This window comes from Pokkaliibacter plantistimulans (assembly GCF_003194385.1).
In the GTDB taxonomy this organism is placed as follows: Bacteria; Pseudomonadota; Gammaproteobacteria; order Pseudomonadales; family Balneatricaceae; genus Pokkaliibacter; species Pokkaliibacter plantistimulans.
Window position 1 is genome coordinate 1 of record NZ_LAPT01000037.1, and the last position, 18620, is coordinate 18620.

An 18620-nucleotide genomic window follows, 5' to 3' on the forward strand; every position below is an offset into this window, starting at 1 on the left:
CGCTTTTTCGCCTGTTTCTTCCTTGTCTCGGTTGCCTCGATAACGCTTTTCAACAGCCTGTTAGAACACGCTATTACAAGGCCTGACCCAGCGGGCTATCGGCATGCCTCAGGCCGCATCCAGCTCGCTGCCCATATCCTTCTCATCTTCAAGATAGGTGTAGTCGCCGTCGATCACCCCGGCATCCCAGCCCATGCGGATGTAGTCAGGGTCGCTCAACAGTGAGCGCGCCTTTTCCACATCATCCAGTCGCAGCAGAAAGAATACATTATTGGGCTCATCGACTGTGCGCCACAGATTCAACAGGTGCATGCCAGCATGCCGTCGTTCTGTGCTCATGGTGTCGAATACAGACTTCCACTGGTAAAAGTCAGTTACCCGGTTCCGGCAGAGTAAAAAGATCATGCAGTCCCTCCTGCAATCCTGGTCCTGGAAGCAGCTCCGCATAGCGCTGGCTCATTCGTTGCTGCCGACTCCATCATGGATCTGAAACGATCAGCATTCGGTGAGACCTGTACCCACTGTGCAGAGACCTCTTGGTATTTTCAACTGCCTTTTGAAGTTAACCCGGCGACTGGATGTACTGCCTGAATGAACCGTCGTGGGATAACACGCCACCTGTCTAACTATAGGGACAAGATTCCGTCCGCCAAACTCACTGTGGTGTCAAAGCCCTTTGCTGTAACGATTTGGTAGATTGTTGCAGTGTCAGTGGCAACGTCATCAGTGCTCCTGCAGACCTGTCCAGTGTACGACACAGTTACGCCCCTGTTCCTTGGCCCGATAAAGCGCCTGATCGGCATGACTGATAAAGGTCTGGATGCTGTCTCCCTGCGCCAGCGTGGCCACGCCGATGCTGACGGTGACCGTTCTCAGCGTCCAGCTATGCGCTGCAATACTGGCGCGCAGGCGTTCAGCGATACGCTCCGCATCTACCGTGCTGGTGCCGGGCATGATGACAGCGAACTCTTCCCCGCCGTAGCGGGCCACCAGATCATAACTGCGGGCATTGTTTTTCAGCAGCCCCGCGACTTCCTGCAGAGCAATGTCCCCTTCGCTGTGTCCAAACACATCATTGAATGACTTGAAGTGATCCACATCCACCAGCAGCAGCGATACCGGAGTACGGGTACGTATGGAACGTTCTACCTCTTCACTCATGCGGGCATCAAAGGCGCGGCGGTTGAAGAGGCCGGTGAGGCTGTCGGTCAGGCTAAGCGTGCGCAATTGCTGGTTGACCTCTTCCAGTTCGAGCTGTTGCTGTTGCAATAGCTGTTGTTGCTGTTCCAGTTGACGTTGACTGTGACGCAATTGATGGGCGCTGTCCTGCTGGGCACGAATGACTTTGCGCAGTTCCAGCTGAGCCATTACCTGTCGCGCCAGGGTCGCCAGAGCATCACGCTGAGCATCGCTGAGATCGCCGGGCTGGGTATCAAATACACAGAGTGTGCCCAACGCTTCGCCGCAGGGCGTTATCAGCGGAGCACCAGCGTAGAAACGAATACGGGGTGGGCCGATGACGGCCGGGTTACGCATGAAACGTGGGTCCTGCAAGGCATCCTTGACCACCATGATGGTATCGGGGTTGAGAATGGCATGGGTACAGAAGGAGTCCTTGCGTGAGCCTTGATTGGCATGATGACCAAAGCGTGATTTGAACCATTGTCGCTGACTGTCCACCAGCGAGATGACGGAGGAAGGTGTATGACAGATGTAGGCAGCCAGACGGGTCAGGTCGTCATACGCCTGTTCGTCTAGCGTGTCGAGCACTCCATAGCTGTAGAGCACCTCCAGACGATGGGTTTCGCTGGCAGGTAGGATCATCGCACTACTGTTCATGATCAAGGCTGCGTGGTCTGTTCAAAATCCATACAGTTTGTAGTCTAGCAGCCTTTACGCCGAAGGCGATGCAGTTGTCATTTTGTTCATACTCAAGCCGGGATGGCTCTGCTATGATGCGGGACAGTCCGAATGAAAACGTTTTCATTTTTGCGGCTAAGTGTTGCTGACAATCCTCCAAGCATTAACAGCGTGAGAGCCTTGCTGGCTCTGCGTACAACAAGGACAACAATCGCTATGTGGCCAGTCTGGTGTTTCGGTGAAGTGCTGATCGACTTTCTTAATATTGGTGCCAGTGAAGAGGCCGGGCTGCGTTTGCCCGAGCTGCGCCAGTATCCGGGCGGTGCACCGGCCAACGCGGCCGTGGCAGTGGCCCAGCTGGGTGGTCAGGCAGGCTTTATCGGCCAGGTAGGGGATGATGCCTTCGGGCATTTTCTGCTACACGCATTGCAGCAGAAAGGTGTCGATATCTCGCGCACGGTGATCCACCCGACGGCACCGACACCGCTGGCTTTTGTGCTGCTGGACGCCAATGGCGAGCGCAGTTTCGAGTTTCTGCGACGTGACAGCGCAGATGTGCTGTTCCGCCCTGAGCAGTTCCTGCCGCAATGGTTCCAGGGTCAGGGCATTCTGCATCTGTGCTCCAACACCCTGACCGAAGCCGCTATTGCGGCGACCAGCATGTATGGTGTGGAAAAAGCCCACGAAGCCGGCTGGTGGGTGACTGTCGACGTCAACCTGCGTGCCAATCTGTGGCCCGGTAAGCAGATTGATGTGGAGCGGGTACACGCCCTGTGCTGTGCGGCTGATGTGATCAAGATTTCCCGTGAAGAATTGCAGGTACTGGGTGGCGAACCGCGTGTGGCTCAGTGGTTGGAGGCGGGTTGCAGGCTGGTGCTGGTCAGTGATGATGGCAATCCGTTGTATTTCGCTACCTCGGCGGCTCATGGCGGGCTGAGTGGCTGGGTGACCGTACCTAGGGTACAGGTCGTCGATACGACGGCGGCGGGTGACAGTTTCAGTGGCGCGGTGCTGTATGCGCTGGCCCGCTGCCTGCCTGAGCAGCCAGCATTGCTGAGCGACGAGCAGGCATTACGGGCGGTGATTGGCTTTGCCATCGCCTGCGGTGCACACACTGTGCAACGCAAAGGCGCCTTTCCGGCATTGCCACAGTTCAATGATGTCGCTGCTGCCTGGCAGCTGTAACACCTGCACTCATAGCGCATGAGCAGCAGCCCTTTCATTTCGTCAGTGAGGCAGGTCGGGGCTGCTGTGGCACAGGAGCAGAGTATGCAACAGGAATTCACCATGGACTTTTTTAATCCTGAACACCTGCGCGAGCATATCGCTCGTACCATGGCGTTTTATCATCCCGCCTGCATCGATGAGAAAGGTGGCTTTTTTCATTATCTGCGTGACGATGGCAGCATCTACAACCGTGGTCATCGCCATCTGGTCTCCAGTACCCGCTATGTCTTCACCTATGCCCAGTATGCCCGCCACTTTCAGGCGCCGGAGTATCTGCGCTGGGCCCAGCATGGGTTGGATTATCTGCAGCAGGCGCACTATCAGCCCGATTATCAGGGCTATGCCTGGACCTTGCAGGATGGCCAGATCGAAGACAGCACTAACCACTGCTACGGCCTGGCCTTCGTCATACTGGCCTACGCGACCGCACTGAAAGCCGGTATCGAAGAGGCGCGCGACGGCCTGTATCGCGCACATGAGCTGCAGACCCAGCGTTTCTGGGAGCCGCAGTGGCAGCTGTATGCCGATGAGGCGGATGCACAGTGGCAGGTTGGCGACTATCGCGGCCAGAATGCCAACATGCACAGCTGCGAGGCACTGATTGCCGCCTATGAGGCCACCGCTGATCAGCAGTTTCTTGAGCGGGCGTTGCAGGTAGCGGAGGCCATCTGCGTACGGCAGGCGGCACAGGCCGACGGGCTGGTGTGGGAGCACTATGATCGTCAGTGGCAGGTCGACCTCGACTATAACCGTGATAACCCCCGTCATCTGTTCCGCCCTTGGGGTTTCCAGCCCGGCCATCAGACCGAATGGGCCAAGCTGCTGGTGTTGCTGGAGCGCTACGCTCCGGAGCATGACTGGCTGCTGCCCAAGGCCGAGTTTCTGTTCCTGACGGCGGTGGAGCATGCCTGGGACAGGGAGCACGGTGGTCTGGTCTACGGCTTTGGCCCTGACTATCAGATCTGTGATGGCGACAAGTATTTCTGGGTACAGGCCGAGAGTCTGGCGGCCGCCGCTTTACTAGGGCAGCGAACAGGTGATCAGCGTTACTGGCAGTGGTATGAACAGATCTGGCAGTACAGCTGGGAGCACATGGTGGATCATCGCTATGGCGCTTGGTATCGCATTCTCAGCCGCGATAACCAGAGCTATTCCGATGAGAAGAGCCCGGCAGGCAAGGTGGACTATCACACTATGGGTGCCTGCTACGATATGATCTGGGCCTTGCAGAACCGCCGTTGAGTGAGAGGTGCATCATGGCGTTTATGGGCATTCATGACTTGTGGAGCTTTATTATTGCTGTGCTGGTGTTTCTGGCTATTCCCGGACCCGGCACCTTCGCCCTGCTGACCGCCAGTGGCAAGCACGGTGTGCGGGGCGGCTATGCTACCCTCGGCGGGCTGATTCTGGGTGATCAGATTCTGATGTGGCTGGCTGCGGGAGGTGTTGCTGCTCTGCTGGCGGCGAATCCCACCCTGTTCAAAGGGGTGCAGTATCTGGGTGCGGCCTATCTGGTATGGATCGGTATTCAGCTGCTGCGCAGTCGCGGCGAAACGGCTACCGGGCTGATCAGGTTACAGCCCGGACATCTGTTCCGTCAGGGCATGCTGATCACGCTGCTGAACCCTAAAGCCATTGTGTTTTATATGGCTTTCTTTCCGCTGTTTATTGATCCGGTCGCGCATCAGGGCATGCTGACTTTTGCCACCATGGCCGCCCTGATTGCGTTGCTGTCTCTGGGCTACTGCTCTCTGTTGATCTTCGCAGGTACTGCCATGCGTACTCAGGTGCAGCGCCATCGCTTTTTAAGTCAGTGGCTGCAACGGCTGGCGGGTCTGTTTCTGGTCGGCTTCGGTATTCGCCTGGGCGCCGGCTGAGCGATCCCTGATCACTATCAACAGAAACGGGCCTCACGGGCCCGTTCTTGTTTCTGCTGATACTGTGCGCTGGTGCCGATCAGGCCTGGCTCAGCTGCAGATATTTCTGATACAGCTGGTCGTGGTTTTCCACGTGGTCGGGGTCTTTGGGAATGCAATCGACCGGGCACACCTCAACGCACTGCGGCGTGTCGTAGTGACCTACGCACTCGGTGCATTTGCTGGGGTTGATCTCATAGATCTCTTCGCCCTGAGAAATCGCTTCGTTAGGGCACTCTGGCTCACATACGTCGCAGTTGATGCATTCGTCGGTAATTATCAAAGCCATGGCAAGTCCTCACTGGTTGTCAGCTAGTCGGATGCGCAGTGCGCCGTCCGTTGCCGTTATCTAATCAGGTTCTGTTCATGATCCGGGCTCGTCACACTGACAGGCAGCGCTGGCCGGATCTGTAATAGTGGGTGGTGCTTGATGAACTACTTGTGCAGTTCATTGATATAGGTGCGCAAGGCCTTCGCCACGGAAGGATGCACAAATTTCGAAATATCTCCTTTCAGGGTGGCGACTTCGCGCACCAGCGTCGAGGAAATAAAGGAATACTGTTCGGCAGGTGTCAGGAACATGCTTTCCACCTGGGGGGCCAGTACACGGTTCATATTGGCCAGCTGGAATTCATATTCAAAATCTGACACGGCACGCAACCCGCGCAGAATGATATTGGCGTTTTTTTCTTTCAGCAGGTCCGTCAGCAGGCAGCTGAAGCCGCAGACGCTGACGTTGTCGAGGTGAGCAGTCACTTCCTTGGCCAGATCGACACGCAGATCATGGGGCAACAAAGGACGCTTACGCGGGCTTTCTGCCACGGCAACCACCACATTCTCGAACAACCGGCTGGCCCGCTCCACCAGATCGGTGTGGCCGTTGGTAATCGGATCAAAGGTGCCGGGATAGATGACAGTATTCATGTCGTGAGTCCACACTGCTGGCCAGAATACATTCTGGGGGCCTGTTTACGTGCACGGCGGCAGGTTGCTCAGAAGAGCCGAAAGGCGTGTTTGACACCTCCCCGGCACCTTATGGCACCTGCGTTCAAGGCAGCGCGGCCGTGGCACGGCGCTGAGCGGCCAGATACTAGCCCAAATGGTGCTGGGGTACAACGCGCCGGATTGGCCTAATGCTGCGCTGCAGGCAGCCGTACAACCATCACAGGGTGGGCGAGTCGCTGCCACCTGTCTGTCGGTGATAGAGCGAATAGATCACTTGTCCGGCCTGTTTCTGCCGGTGCAGCTGCCAGCTGGCAGGGAGTTGTGGCTGCAATTCCTGCTCGTGCTCGACATAGATCATTGCGGTATCAGCCAGCCAGCCCTGTTGCTCCAGCGCCTGAGCCGCAGGTTCCAGCAGCTGACGCTGAAAGGGGGGATCAAGAAATACCAGATCGAACTGGCGGCTGGCCGGTTGCTGCAGCCAGTCCTGAGTCTGTGCCTGTTGCACCTCGGCCTGCCGGCAGTTGAGTAGTGTCAGGTTGGCCTGCAACTGGCGGGTAACAACCTGAGCATTATCAATAAAGGTGGCCCATTCAGCGCCACGTGACAGGGCTTCGAAGCCCAGGGCGCCACTGCCACTGAAGGCGTCCAGACAGCGACTGCCAGGCACCCAGCTGCTGAGCCAGTTGAACAGGGTTTCCCGCACCCGGTCGGTGGTCGGGCGCAGACCGGGCACATCCGGAAATGTCAGCTTACGGCTACGCCACTCGCCCGCGATAATGCGCAGTTGATTGCGGGCAGCTCCGGCCTTGGGAGAAGAGGGAGTGTTGCGTGCCGGTGTTCTTGCCATGGGAAATCAGATGCTCAGTCAGTCGGTGAAAAGGGCAGGGCGGTCAGTTCAGGGATGCACCGTCGCTTCGCCGCGCGGTTGCCTGGCCAGCTGTGTCAGCAGTTGCAGGAATGCCTGACGTGGCTCATTTGCCTGTTGCTGGTCCCAGACCTTTAATACGTTCAGGGGTTGACCGCGATGCCAGGCCAGGGTCAGCCATTGTGCCAGAGTCAGTGGATCCTGCTCCAGATTTTTGCGCTCGGTGGCCACTTGCCTGAACAGGGCATCCAGCTGCTGTGAGTCCGGCTGCTGCTGTAACAGTGGCTGCCATTGTGGTGGGGTTGCCTGCAGATCGCCCTCCCAGCTGAACAGCACCACCGGTTGTTCACTTGAACGCCAGGGGTTGACCTGCAACTGGTGTTGCTGTCCCAGCTGGGTTAACCACAACAATAGTAAGGTGCTCTGATAGGGATCCGCCTCTGGCAGGACAAGAGCCATGGCAGCCTGCTGGCGCAGCTGTGGCCGCTGCAGGGCCAGGGGCTCAGCGCGGGCAGCGGGTAGCGTCGGCGTGGCCTGCGTCGACATGACCTGCTGAGGCAGTTTGGTGAGCAGTTGCTGTGCCCGTTGTTTCGCCTGAGACTCGTCGAAATCACCGAGCAGCAGCAGTTGCTGTGGCGCAGTTTGCCAGAACTGGCTGACAAAATGGTTAACCGTTGAGGCATCGACAGTGGCCAGGCTGGCACGGCTGCCATACAGCGGACGGCTGACCGGGTGATCTGGATAGAGCGCCAGCAGGCTGCCCTGTATGGCCAGTGCTTCGCCGCGGCTGGCCAGCAGGTTGGCCTGAGCCAGCAGGCGCAGACGAGCCTGTTCTGTGTGCTGTTGATCGTCCGCTGTGGGGCTGAAGAGTTGTTGCAGCCCGGCGATGGCCTGCTGGCGGTGATCCTCGTCATCCGGCAGTTGCAGCTGGATCTGCCAGTGCTCCTGCGTAAGCTGGGTGGAAAACGCCATCTGACGGTCGAGGAACCAATGGCTGGCGCCACCCGGCAAGCGCTCCTGCAGCATGGTGTCTGCAAGGGCGGCCGTTCCCGCCTGTGCCTCCGCCATGGCGCCGGGGGCAAAACTCAGGATCCATACTTCACTGCCCTTGTTGTCATGATTCAGAGCCCGCACTTCGGTACTGCCCTGTTGCCATTGCCAGGGAATCAGGGCAGCAACGCGCTGGCGCTCATGCCAGTTAAGCAGGACGATGGTGATGGCCACAACCCACAGGATGACTTTCAGATAGGTACGGTTGAACAGGGGCTGGTAGGCTTCGGCCATGAACGTGTTACCTCAGGCATTATGACGGGCATGCTGACGTGTTCATCTTCTGCACGGATTTGTGACAGCAGCCCAGGGCTCCTTTACTATATGCCCCAATCTGACCCGATCTGTCAGCCTTTTCTGCGCCAGTCAGGCGTATTGTCACGAAGGTGCAAGGTTGTGATGCGGTCTTTTCACCACGTATGAGTGCCCCTGCGTCACTGCATATGTCGAGAACTATCTGGAGTAAGTTGAAAAACTCATGTGGGACAAACTGAAAAAATCGCTGTTCGGCAGCCGCAAGAGTAACGAGGCCGAAAAACGTAACGACGCCGAAGCAGTGGTCGTCGAGCAAGAGCAAAGTCCGGTACCTCAGGCCGACGCTGAACCTGCTCTGGTGAGCGAAGCCAGCCCGGCCATCATTGCTGAGCCGGCGGTAGCAGAACCAGAGGTTGCAGAGCCGAAGATTGCCGAGGTTGTGGTTCAGCAGGTGGAGCCTGCGACAGTCAGTATTGAGCCAACCCCTGCCGCTGAGCCTGCTCCCCTGGTGCTCGATGCGGTCGAGCCGGGCGTGGCGGCGCAACCCGTGCATGCCGTGACCATCGAGGTAGAGCCTGCAGAAGCGGTGGTACAGGTTGCTGTCGAACCCGAACCCGAACCCGAACCCGAACCCGAACCTGTTGCCCGTATGGTGGAGCAGGAGAAGCCGAAGTCCAAACTAGGCTTTTTCGAGCGCATCAAGTCTGGCCTGTCGCGGACCAAGGCCAATCTGACTGAAGGTCTGGCGTCGCTGTTTCTCGGTGCCAAGCAGATTGACGATGATCTGCTGGAGGAGCTGGAAACCCAGCTGCTGCTGGCCGATGTGGGGATGGAAGCGACACAGAGCATCATCAAGCGTCTGACCGAGCGTGTCAGCCGCAAAGAGCTGAAAGACCCGCAGGCACTGTTTGGTGCACTGAAGGAAGAGCTGCGTGAGTTGCTGCTGGGTGTGGAGCAGCCGCTGGTCATCGACAGCAGCCATCGGCCAATGGTCATCCTGATGGTGGGTGTCAACGGCGTGGGTAAAACTACTACCATTGGCAAGCTGGCGAAGAAGTTCCAGAGCGAAGGCAAGAAGGTCATGCTGGCGGCGGGGGATACCTTCCGTGCTGCGGCCGTGGAGCAGTTGCAGGTATGGGGTGAGCGCAATCACGTACCGGTCATCGCCCAGCATTCCGGTGCTGACAGTGCGGCAGTGATCTTCGATGCCCTGCAGGCCGCCAAGGCGCGCGGTATGGATGTGCTGATTGCCGACACTGCCGGACGTCTGCAGAACAAACAGCATCTGATGACCGAGCTGGAAAAGGTGGTGCGTGTGATGCGCAAACTGGACCCGGAAGCGCCCCATGAAGTGATGCTGGTACTGGATGCCGGCACCGGTCAGAACGCTATTTCCCAGGCCAAGACCTTCCGTGAAGCGGTCGGCGTCAGTGGTATCGCACTGACCAAGCTCGATGGCACGGCCAAGGGCGGCATCATCTTCGCAATAGCCAAGCAGTTTGAGCTGCCGATTCGCTATATCGGTGTGGGTGAAGGCATTGATGACCTGCGTCCGTTCCAGGCCAATGAGTTTGTCGATGCACTGTTCGAGCGACCCGCCTCATGATTCGATTTGATCAGGTCAGCAAGCGTTACCCCGGAGGCCATCAGGCGCTGTCGGCGGTCAGTTTTGCCATTCGTCGTGGTGAGATGGCCTTTCTTACCGGCCACTCCGGTGCTGGTAAGAGTACGTTGCTGAAACTGATCATGCTGATGGAGCGTCCTACCGCCGGACAGGTCTTCATCGGTGAGCAGAACCTCAACCACTTGCCTGCTTCGCAGATACCTTATCTGCGGCGGCGCATTGGCGTGGTGTTCCAGAACCACCAGCTGCTGTTTGATCGCAGCGTTTTTGAAAACGTGGCGGTGCCGCTGCATATCAGCGGCTATGACCAGCATGACATTGGCCGGCGGGTAAGGGCGGCACTGGACAAGGTGGGGCTGCTCAACAAGGAAAAACTCAATCCCATCGCCCTCTCCGGCGGTGAGCAGCAGCGCGTGGGTATTGCTCGCGCTATCGTCAATAAACCTGCAGTGATTCTCGCCGATGAGCCGACCGGTAACCTGGATCCGGAGTTATCGGCGGAAATCATGCGGCTGTTCGAGCAGTTCAACCAGGTCGGTGTCACCATGCTGATCGCCAGTCATGACCTCCGGCTGATTGCCCGTATGCATCACCGGGTGCTGACCCTGCAGAACGGAAGAGTGAGTCAGGATGCGCAAGTCTGAGACACGCCAACGTCAGCGCCCGACCGCTGACACTCGCCGTGCTACTGCCGGTGCGGTATCCCATCGTGTGCACTGGCTTGACCGCTTGCGCGCCTGGGGGCGGCATCATCGCCAGGAAGCGGGGATCAGCCTCGGCAAGCTGCTGCGTCAACCCTTTGCCAGCATGATGACCCTGCTGGTTATCGCCATTGCCCTGGCACTACCTGCCTTGTTGTATGTGGTGCTGAACAATGTCAGCCAGCTGAGTGGTGAAGTCGGGCAGTCGACTCGTATTTCCGTCTATCTCAAAGACAGCGTCGAAGAAGCTGAAGGCGAGTCACTGGCGTTTGAGCTCAGTCGTGATGCCACCTGGCATGATGTGCGTTACATCTCCAAGGAGCAGGCACTGAAAGAGTTTCAGGCGTTGTCAGGGCTGAAGGATGTGCTGGCCGGGCTGGACGAGAATCCGCTACCTGCTGCCATCGTACTGGAGCCCGGCCGTCAGCTCGGGCCGCTCGAAGCGCAACAGCAACTGAGCAAACTGCAGGCATTGCCGGAGGTGGAGCAAGCCGAGCTGGACCTGCAGTGGGTGCAGCGGCTGCATGCCATTCTGGATATCGCCAAGCGGGTGGTTGTTGCCCTGTCGGGCTTGTTTGGCGTGGCGGTGCTGCTGGTCGTGGGTAATACCATTCGGCTGGCCATCGAAAGCCGCCGTGAGGAAATTGTGGTGATCAAGCTGGTCGGCGGTACCGATGCCTACGTGCGCCGCCCCTTCCTTTATACCGGCCTGTGGTTTGGCCTGTATGGTGGCCTGTTAGCCTGGGGACTGGTCAGTATGGCGCTGTTCTGGCTGGAACAGCCGGTGACCGCACTTGGCTCACTGTATCAGAGCTCCTTTGCCCTGGCGGGGCTGGATGCCGAGGCCACCCTGATTCTGATCAGCGGTGCGGTATTGCTTGGCATTCTGGGCGCCTGGCTGGCCGTCGGGCGCCATCTGACGGCCATTCAGCCGACGTGATCTGCAGTCTGAAACAACTTGTTATCCTTGGAGACGCTCACTTGTAGGACCGACGATTAAACTGAACGCCATTCAGATTCTCGTTTGACCTTTGCGGCTTGCCTGCGTCAGTTGACCAGACATTTTTTGACGTGAATGCAAGGTGGGCCGATGACATTCACCCCCGCGGCTGACAGGGGCTTGTCAACGTCTGAAGGATGCGTTAAAAGTGTGTTCCGCTGTCCCTGGGCCACCGAAATGGCCGGGTAAAAGGTAAGGAACCAACAGGCAATGCCTGTGTCTAAATGACAGCAATGCCTGATCTGGGTTGAAATTTGAGTTAGAGGTGAATTCATGAGTCGTAGTCTTCTGCCTGTTGAGATCATGTCCCCGGGTCGCAACCTCGAGGGCTACATCCAGGCTGTCAACGCGATTCCGATGTTGACCGCTGACGAAGAAAAGCAGCTGGCCGAGAAACTGTTCTATGAGAACGATCTGGCTTCTGCTCAGCGGATGGTACTGGCGCACCTGCGCTTTGTTGTACATATCGCCAAAAGCTATTCCGGTTATGGCCTCAATCAGGCTGACCTGATTCAGGAAGGCAACATTGGTCTGATGAAAGCGGTGCGCCGTTTTGACCCCAGCGTGGGTGTGCGTCTGGTGTCCTTTGCCGTGCACTGGATCAAGGCCGAAATGCACGAGTTCATCCTGCGCAACTGGCGTATCGTCAAAGTGGCCACCACCAAGGCTCAGCGCAAGATGTTCTTCAATCTGCGCAGCGCCAAGAAGAAGCTGGCCTGGTTTACCAACGATGAAGTGCATTCCGTCGCTGACAGCCTGGGCGTTGATCCTCAGGTGGTGCGTGAGATGGAAGGTCGTCTGACCGCGCAGGACATGGCGTTCGATGCCGGTAATGATGACGATGATGACAAGGCTTATCAGTCGCCTGCTTACTTTCTCGAAGACAAGCGCGCTGATCCGGCTCGCCAGCTGGAAGAAAGTAACTGGGAAGAGCATGCCTATGAAGGTCTGGACCGGGCACTGGAAATGCTGGACGAGCGCAGCCGCGATATTCTTTACAAGCGCTGGCTGTCAGAAGACAAGTCTACGCTGCATGAGCTGGCCGCAGAGTATGGCGTGTCCGCCGAACGTATTCGCCAGCTGGAGAAGAGCGCAATGAAGAAACTGCGCACTTCTATGGAAAGTGTGATGGCGGCCTGACAGGCCACCGCTAATACCTGAGTCACCCCGCCCTGTGCGGGGTGACTTGTTTCTGGGCCCTGAGCAGGGAAATGCAGGGACCAAGGAGAATCAAGGAGGACGTCATGTCTGTTTTATCACTACGTACCTGGGGGGCGCTGACCCTGGCCGGGTTATCTCTGTCGGCGGCACCACGCCTGTTGCTGGCTGCCGATACGCCACCGCTGATGCTGGCCAACAGTTTCAGCCCTCATACCGTGCTGGCCAATTACTGGATCAGCGAAAAACTCGATGGTGTGCGCGCCTATTGGGATGGCAAGCGCCTGCTGAGCCGTCGTGGCAACGCCATTGAGCCACCAGCCTGGTTTACCGCCGGGTGGCCGGAGCAGTCGCTGGACGGAGAGTTGTGGATAGGGCGTGGTCAGTTCGCTGCTCTGTCAGGCACGGTGCGCCAGCTGCAGGCCGATGATAGCGCCTGGCGCAAGGTGCATTTCATGGTCTACGACCTGCCAGCCTGGCCGGGCGATTTCAACCGCCGTGATCAGCAACTGTCTGAGGTGATCAAAGCCATCAATCAACCCTGGGTGCAGCATGTGGAGCAGCAGCGGGTCAATAATCTGGAAGAGTTGCACACGTGGCTCGCCAACGTCGAACGTGAGGGCGGTGAAGGGCTGATGCTGAAACGCGGTGAGTCGCTGTATCACGCCAGCCGCAGCGATGACTTGCTCAAGTACAAACGCCATCAGGATGCGGAGGCCGAAGTGATTGGCTACATCCCCGGCAAGGGCAAATACACTGGTATGGTCGGTGCCTTGCTGGTACGTAATCAGGCGGGGCTGGAGTTTCGGCTGGGCAGTGGCTTGAGTGATGCCGAGCGCCGGGAGCCGCCACCGCTGGGCAGCCAGATTACCTATCGCTACGACGGCACCACCAAGACCGGGGTGCCGCGCTTTGCCCGCTTTCTGAGAATGCGCATAGAGTAGCAGTTCCGCGTCGAGCAATAGCCGATGAACGGTCAGTCGGATCTGGCTGACAGTTCATCCACTGCTGACAACGCATGGCTGCCGTAAATTACCGAAGGGCCGCCGCCCATCATAATGGCAACATTGATAGTCTCTACCAGCTCTTCACGGCTGGCCCCTGCCTTCAGCGCTCCCGCCACATGATCACCAATACAGCCGTCACAGCGCGCGGCAATGCCGATCCCCAGCGCAATCAGCTCCTTGTGCTTGCGTGACAGCGCACCCTCTGCCAGCGATGCCTTATACAGGCTGGCAAAGGCCGTCATGGTATCGGTGCTGGCCTGTCGCAGCTGGCTGCTGTACTGGCGCTGATCCTGATTGATCTCTTTGTAGCTCTTGGCCATGTTCATCTCCTGTGTCGGTATGAAGGTGGGTACAACATTCCACGTACACTGTCGGAATTTAGTTTAGAAAAGTCTAATGTAGTCTTTGTGTGTTTGATGACCTTGATGCAGCTCAGGGATGTTCATGACTGCCACCAGTGACTGAACATATAAAGCGCAGATTCCACCATGGCCCACAGCAATCCATAGACCCAGAACAAGCTGGCAGCACTGAGGGCAATGCCCAGCAGTAGCAGCAGGCCATCGCGCTCAATCATCGCCAGTGCCAACAGCACCAGTGCCCAGGCCGGTGGCACGTTGCCGAAGGGGATCGGCAGAATCAGCACGACTGCCAGAATCAGGCTCAGCAACCCCAGCCAGCGTTCCGCCTGTCTGCTGGTCAAAGGGAGCCAGCGCGGGCGTGTCAGGCGTTCGATGCGCGCCAGCCAGGGACAGGTAGTACGGCACAAACGCTGGAAGTCGCGACTGCTGAGAGAGCGGCGGCTGAGCCAGCCGGGCAGCACCGGAACCGGGTAGGCCAGCAGCAACTGCACGGTAATCAGTGCCAGCGGGATACCGGTCAGGGTCGACAACCCGGGAATACCGAGGGGAATGCAATTGGGCAGGGCAAACAGCAGGAGCAGTATGCCGAAGGAACGGTTGCCAAGGCCGCTGCAGAGCTCTGCCAGACTCAGGCGCTCACCCTGATGGGTGCTGGCCAGTAACATCAGCAATGATGAGGTGCGATGGGCTGAAGAAGAGTGAATGCTGTCCATGCCGTGACTCAGTAGACCAAGGATAGGCTGATGGTACTGCATGCAGGATAGCGCAACAGCCAGACGTAACCGACTGATAAGGCTGTTAAACGTTGTTAAGACGCGTTATTTACGGCCAGGCTGTCAGCGCTGGCCGCGGAAGCTGTCCAGATTCTTGCGTTCCGCGTCCATCTCATAGCCGCTTGGCAGCGTAAACAGACTGTCTGGCTGTTCACCGCGCTGAAAGCGGATCATTTCGTAGACCACATTGGCGCCGATACGATTACGCATCACCGCACCGTCATAGCTCAGACAGGCATTGATGGGGGTGGTAACAAGCTGGTGGTTGGCGGTGGTGAGCTGCCAGTTGATACAGGGTTCACCCGCGACCAGGCGGGTGTTACTGCTGTTGCCTTCGAGCTGACCGCTGTTGATCAGAACCGGCGGAATGAGGCTTTGTGCCATGCTGAGATCAAGCGGCGTGGTTTTCATTTCCTCCTTGCTCAGACTGGGGCCGACGGAGAATATCCAGCCCTGCGTACTGGCAAAGTTGAGGATCATCACTGTGCCCTGACCCTGACTGTCACCCAGCGGGGGGAGTTCCAGCCGCAGTCGGTCACGGCTGGCGTAGACCTTGATGTAGTAGTAGCCCTTGCCCTGACTGACTTGTGCCAGACCACTGAACTCGGCGCTGGGATTGGGCAGGGGCAGTGCCTGGGCCTGCGTACTGCAGAACGCCAGCATCCCGCTCAGAATAACGGTAGGAACTGCCACAAGCCTGACCATGCCAACGCTTCCCTGGGGCTGGGGAGAGTTCCCCGGCAACCCCAGATGTAACGGCCGCAGGGCGCTCTAACTTGAGGGGCGCAATGAACTGACTGACAACTGCAGCTGCTTGTCCAGATGCAGCAGGTCGAAGTCATTGGCCAGCCACAGACTGCCTGCATAGTACTGGCGTGCCTCCTGCTCGATATCGGCAATACACGGACTGCGGCTGCCATAACCGTAGCGGGCACTGAAATGACTCAGGACCAGATGAGGCAACTGCTGCCCGGCGGCAAAGCGTGCTACCCGCGCCGCATCACTGTGGCCTGCGGCGGGGCCGACCTTGTGGTGAATATCGACGGTAAAGGTGGCTTCATGCACCAGCAGACTGGCACCCGCGACCGCTTCGCTAAGACAGGACGGCTCATCGTTGTCACCGGCGATCACCACCGCGCGTGGCTGGCGTGGTGCCAGCAGATAATCATGGCCATTCAGCTGCCGGCCGTTGAAGTTCAGTACGGCACCCTTGAGCAGCTGATGCCACATCGGCCCCGGCGGGATATCTTCAGCCCGCAGCTTGTCGATATCCAGCTTGCCTTCGAGCTGACGCTCACTGAAGCGATAGGCATAGGACGGCACCCGGTGTGACAGCGGGAAGGCATCAATAGCAAACTCAGGGGTGATGATCTGTTGTGCGCCGTTGGTGCCGACCAGCTCTTCCACGGCAATAAAGTCGATGGCATAGGTCAGCCGCAATTCGGTCAGCTGCTGGTAACAGTCGATCAGAGAGCGGATGGCCGCCGGAGCGATAATGCGCAGCGGCTGCTTGCGACCACTGAGCGCGGCACTGGCCAGCAGGCCGGGCAGCCCGTAACAATGATCGCCGTGCACATGGGTAATCAGCAGAGTATCCAGCTGAGCCAGGGATAACGGGGTATGCAGGATCTGATGCTGGGTGCCTTCACCACAGTCAATCAGACACCAGGATTTGCTACCCGCCCGGCGCAGGGCCAGGGCGGATACATTGCGGGCTTTGGTGGGGGTACCGGAGGAGGTACCGAGAAACAGCAGTTCCATGGCGGTGTAGTGATGTCCTTGACGATAAAAAGTTAGCGGGTAAAGCGGCTAACCAGATTACGCAGGTCCTCCGAGGCGTTCAACAGATCCAGCGTGGCATGATTGGCGGCGCTGGCCTGACTGACGCTGTCACCCGCCAGTGAGGAAATGCGAGTCACCTGCTGGTTGATGTCCTCGGCCACATGGGCCTGCTGCTCGGTGGCGACGCCCATTTGCTGGCTCATATCGCTGATACGGCTGATGGAAGCCAGAATCTGCTCCAGCGCCTGACTGGTTTCCTCGACCTTCTCCAGCCCCTGATCTGCTACCTGCAGCCCGTCCTGCGCGGTCTGGACGGCAGCGGTGGCGCCATTGCGCAGGTTTTCAATGATTTCATGAATATGTTGGGTGGACGACTGGGTGCGGTTTGCCAGCGAGCGCACCTCATCGGCGACCACGGCGAAGCCGCGGCCCTGCTCACCGGCACGGGCCGCTTCGATGGCGGCGTTGAGTGCCAGCAGGTTGGTTTGCTCGGCAATGGTACGGATGATGTCGACCGCTTCGGTGATCTTCAGGGTATGGCTGTCCAGCTCATTGACCGACTCACTCATGTGTTTGACCTGATCAGCCAGCTTGCTGATCGCCTGCAAGGTCACCTGCGCCACCTGCTGGCCCTGCGCCGAAGCGGTGGCTGCCTGTTTGGTTTCTTCCGCTGTCAGCTGAACGTTTTCCGCGACCTCGTTGATGGTTGCGGCCATCTCGTGCATGGCAGAGGCGCTCTGCTCGGTTTCGTGCTGCTGGGTGTTGAGTGAACGCAGAATCTGCTGATTGAAGGCGCCCGCTTCCTCCGACTTTTTCGCCACGTAGTTGGCCGAATCGTGAATCCGGCCAAGGATGGTACGCAGGCGCGACTGTTCACTGATCAGCGCCATTTCCAGCATACCGAAACTGCCCTTGGCTTCGGTGTAGGTCTGGGCGATCAGCTGGTCGGTAAAGGAGTTTTTGGTAAAGCGCAGCGCATGTTTCAGCTTACCCAGTACCTTGCTGATGCAGAGCACGCCGCTGCCGATGGTCAGCAGCAGGGTCAGAGGGGCGCTGATCTGCGACGGCAGATACCAGGCGCTGAGCAGGCTGGCAATACCCAGTAGCGGCACAAACCAGTACTGGCCCAGCAGGTAGATCAGTGTGGAGTGGCTGGTGGACTTGCCCTGATTGATACGCTCGTACAGTGCTGCCGCCCACTGTTTCTGCTCGCTGCTGGGCTGGGCCCGCACCGATTCGTAGCCGATCACCTTACCTGCCTCCAGAATCGGTGTGACGTAGGCATCGACCCAGTAGTAGTCACCGTTTTTGCAGCGGTTCTTGACCACCCCCATCCACGGCTTGCCAGCCTTGAGCGTGTTCCACATATGCTGGAAAACACTGGGCGGCATGTCGGGGTGGCGCACCAGATTGTGGGGCGCGCCAATCAGCTCTTCGCGACTGAATCCACTGATTTTGATAAAGGCTTCATTGCAATGAGTAATTTGGCCTTTTAAATCAGTGGTAGAGATCAGTTGTTCGCTGGCGGAAAAACTTCTTTCTACATTATTCACGGGCAGATTTTTACGCATAGAGACTGTCCTGGGGTTTCAGTCTTTGTCACGGCAATGGCTGTTTTGACAAAGTGCTGGCCGCAAGTGGGAATGCGGCGCATTAATAATCAGGCGCTGCGGAAAGAGATAATCCGGTGGTTGTCACTGTGCACGTGTGGGAAATAATCCGTGCACGACTGAGCATCTGGCGGACAACTCTGCGAATGCCAGTACGTGACTGTAATTAGGGTGTAAGTGCCGGTATCACCTGAGTCCAGCGCAGCGGACTGTGTATTAGTCTTATTGAATATCCCTAAAAAAGCAAAGGACTCTTTCCATAAAGTGAACAGCGCGGGGAGGGGCGATGTACATTAATTGGCCGGGTTTCAGTTATTGATGGCGAGTTGATCTTTCGCTTTTTTCTGCTACGGCTTTTCGCCTGTGAAATAACGATTGGGAAAACAATATTGAACAATTGCCGAATCTATTTCTGAAAAACGAAAGGCGGTATGTAATACCGCCTTTGCTATTTATGTAACGTTATTTATCTGCCTTTTGGTAAA

At 57.8% G+C, this 18620-nt stretch carries 19 protein-coding genes; 8 read left to right on the top strand and 11 right to left on the bottom strand.

What is annotated here, in order from left to right:
- Nucleotides 1-108: 108 nt before the first annotated feature.
- Together WH50_RS08895 and WH50_RS08900 are read right to left on the bottom strand one after the other, a co-directional pair.
- Nucleotides 109-405 (bottom strand): hypothetical protein, encoded by a 297-nt coding sequence (locus WH50_RS08895; protein ID WP_110186989.1) that lies wholly within the window; start codon nt 403-405, stop codon nt 109-111.
- Nucleotides 406-723: 318 nt separating this feature from the next.
- On the bottom strand, nt 724-1839 hold the full coding sequence (locus WH50_RS08900) for a sensor domain-containing diguanylate cyclase (RefSeq protein WP_110186990.1): 1116 nt from the start codon (nt 1837-1839) through the stop codon (nt 724-726).
- A 237-nt stretch (nt 1840-2076) separates the two neighbouring features.
- Here WH50_RS08900 and WH50_RS08905 point away from each other — a divergent pair, with 237 nt between their 5' ends.
- From WH50_RS08905 to leuE, 3 genes are all read left to right on the top strand, one after another.
- On the top strand, nt 2077-3045 hold the full coding sequence (locus tag WH50_RS08905) for a carbohydrate kinase family protein (RefSeq protein WP_110186991.1): 969 nt from the start codon (nt 2077-2079) through the stop codon (nt 3043-3045).
- Between the two features lie 84 nt (nt 3046-3129).
- Nucleotides 3130-4329: an AGE family epimerase/isomerase gene (locus WH50_RS08910; protein WP_243410046.1), complete on the top strand. Its 1200-nt coding sequence runs from the start codon at nt 3130-3132 to the stop codon at nt 4327-4329.
- A 14-nt stretch (nt 4330-4343) separates the two neighbouring features.
- A complete protein-coding gene (gene leuE, locus WH50_RS08915) occupies nt 4344-4964 on the top strand; it encodes a leucine efflux protein LeuE (protein ID WP_104155491.1) in 621 nt (206 codons plus the stop codon).
- Nucleotides 4965-5043: 79 nt separating this feature from the next.
- Here the strand turns inward: leuE and WH50_RS08920 are convergent, their stop codons facing one another.
- The 4 genes from WH50_RS08920 to WH50_RS08935 all read right to left on the bottom strand — a co-directional run bounded on the left by WH50_RS08920 (nt 5044) and on the right by WH50_RS08935 (nt 8097).
- Nucleotides 5044-5292, bottom strand: coding sequence for a YfhL family 4Fe-4S dicluster ferredoxin (locus WH50_RS08920; RefSeq protein ID WP_110186992.1), 249 nt, complete (start codon nt 5290-5292; stop codon nt 5044-5046).
- A 146-nt stretch (nt 5293-5438) separates the two neighbouring features.
- The gene (gene coaD, locus WH50_RS08925) at nt 5439-5927 is read right to left on the bottom strand and encodes a pantetheine-phosphate adenylyltransferase (RefSeq protein ID WP_104155493.1); all 489 of its coding nucleotides are present in this window, start codon (nt 5925-5927) and stop codon (nt 5439-5441) included.
- A gap of 238 nt (nt 5928-6165) precedes the next feature.
- Nucleotides 6166-6795 (bottom strand): 16S rRNA (guanine(966)-N(2))-methyltransferase RsmD, encoded by a 630-nt coding sequence (rsmD, locus tag WH50_RS08930; RefSeq protein ID WP_110186993.1) that lies wholly within the window; start codon nt 6793-6795, stop codon nt 6166-6168.
- A 48-nt stretch (nt 6796-6843) separates the two neighbouring features.
- Entirely contained in the window at nt 6844-8097 is a 1254-nt protein-coding gene (locus WH50_RS08935) for a peptidase M16 family protein (protein ID WP_110186994.1), read from the bottom strand.
- Nucleotides 8098-8341: 244 nt separating this feature from the next.
- Here WH50_RS08935 and ftsY point away from each other — a divergent pair, with 244 nt between their 5' ends.
- From ftsY to WH50_RS08960, 5 genes are all read left to right on the top strand, one after another.
- Complete coding sequence (gene ftsY / locus WH50_RS08940) at nt 8342-9724, top strand: signal recognition particle-docking protein FtsY (protein WP_110186995.1); 1383 nt, start codon at nt 8342-8344, stop codon at nt 9722-9724.
- A complete protein-coding gene (gene ftsE, locus WH50_RS08945) occupies nt 9721-10386 on the top strand; it encodes a cell division ATP-binding protein FtsE (protein WP_110186996.1) in 666 nt (221 codons plus the stop codon). Before ftsY ends, ftsE begins: the two co-directional genes overlap by 4 nt.
- On the top strand, nt 10373-11383 hold the full coding sequence (gene ftsX / locus WH50_RS08950; RefSeq protein WP_110186997.1) for a permease-like cell division protein FtsX: 1011 nt from the start codon (nt 10373-10375) through the stop codon (nt 11381-11383). Before ftsE ends, ftsX begins: the two co-directional genes overlap by 14 nt.
- A gap of 333 nt (nt 11384-11716) precedes the next feature.
- Nucleotides 11717-12583: an RNA polymerase sigma factor RpoH gene (gene rpoH / locus WH50_RS08955; protein WP_110186998.1), complete on the top strand. Its 867-nt coding sequence runs from the start codon at nt 11717-11719 to the stop codon at nt 12581-12583.
- Between the two features lie 104 nt (nt 12584-12687).
- Nucleotides 12688-13545 carry a DNA ligase gene (locus WH50_RS08960; protein WP_110186999.1) on the top strand — a complete coding sequence of 286 codons (858 nt, stop codon included), beginning with the start codon at nt 12688-12690 and terminating at the stop codon, nt 13543-13545.
- A 32-nt stretch (nt 13546-13577) separates the two neighbouring features.
- On the opposite strand, the gene WH50_RS08965 is transcribed toward WH50_RS08960, so the two are convergent.
- The 5 genes from WH50_RS08965 to WH50_RS08985 form a co-directional block, all read right to left on the bottom strand.
- Nucleotides 13578-13928, bottom strand: a complete 351-nt coding sequence (locus WH50_RS08965; protein ID WP_104155501.1) for a carboxymuconolactone decarboxylase family protein — start codon at nt 13926-13928, stop codon at nt 13578-13580.
- Between the two features lie 122 nt (nt 13929-14050).
- Entirely contained in the window at nt 14051-14683 is a 633-nt protein-coding gene (locus WH50_RS08970; protein WP_165838364.1) for an exopolysaccharide biosynthesis protein, read from the bottom strand.
- Nucleotides 14684-14806: 123 nt separating this feature from the next.
- On the bottom strand, nt 14807-15448 hold the full coding sequence (locus WH50_RS08975) for a hypothetical protein (RefSeq protein ID WP_133251282.1): 642 nt from the start codon (nt 15446-15448) through the stop codon (nt 14807-14809).
- A gap of 66 nt (nt 15449-15514) precedes the next feature.
- Nucleotides 15515-16504, bottom strand: coding sequence for an MBL fold metallo-hydrolase (locus WH50_RS08980; protein ID WP_104155504.1), 990 nt, complete (start codon nt 16502-16504; stop codon nt 15515-15517).
- 32 nt (nt 16505-16536) lie between these two features.
- A complete protein-coding gene (locus WH50_RS08985; protein ID WP_104155505.1) occupies nt 16537-18096 on the bottom strand; it encodes a methyl-accepting chemotaxis protein in 1560 nt (519 codons plus the stop codon).
- Nucleotides 18097-18620 lie beyond the last annotated feature (524 nt).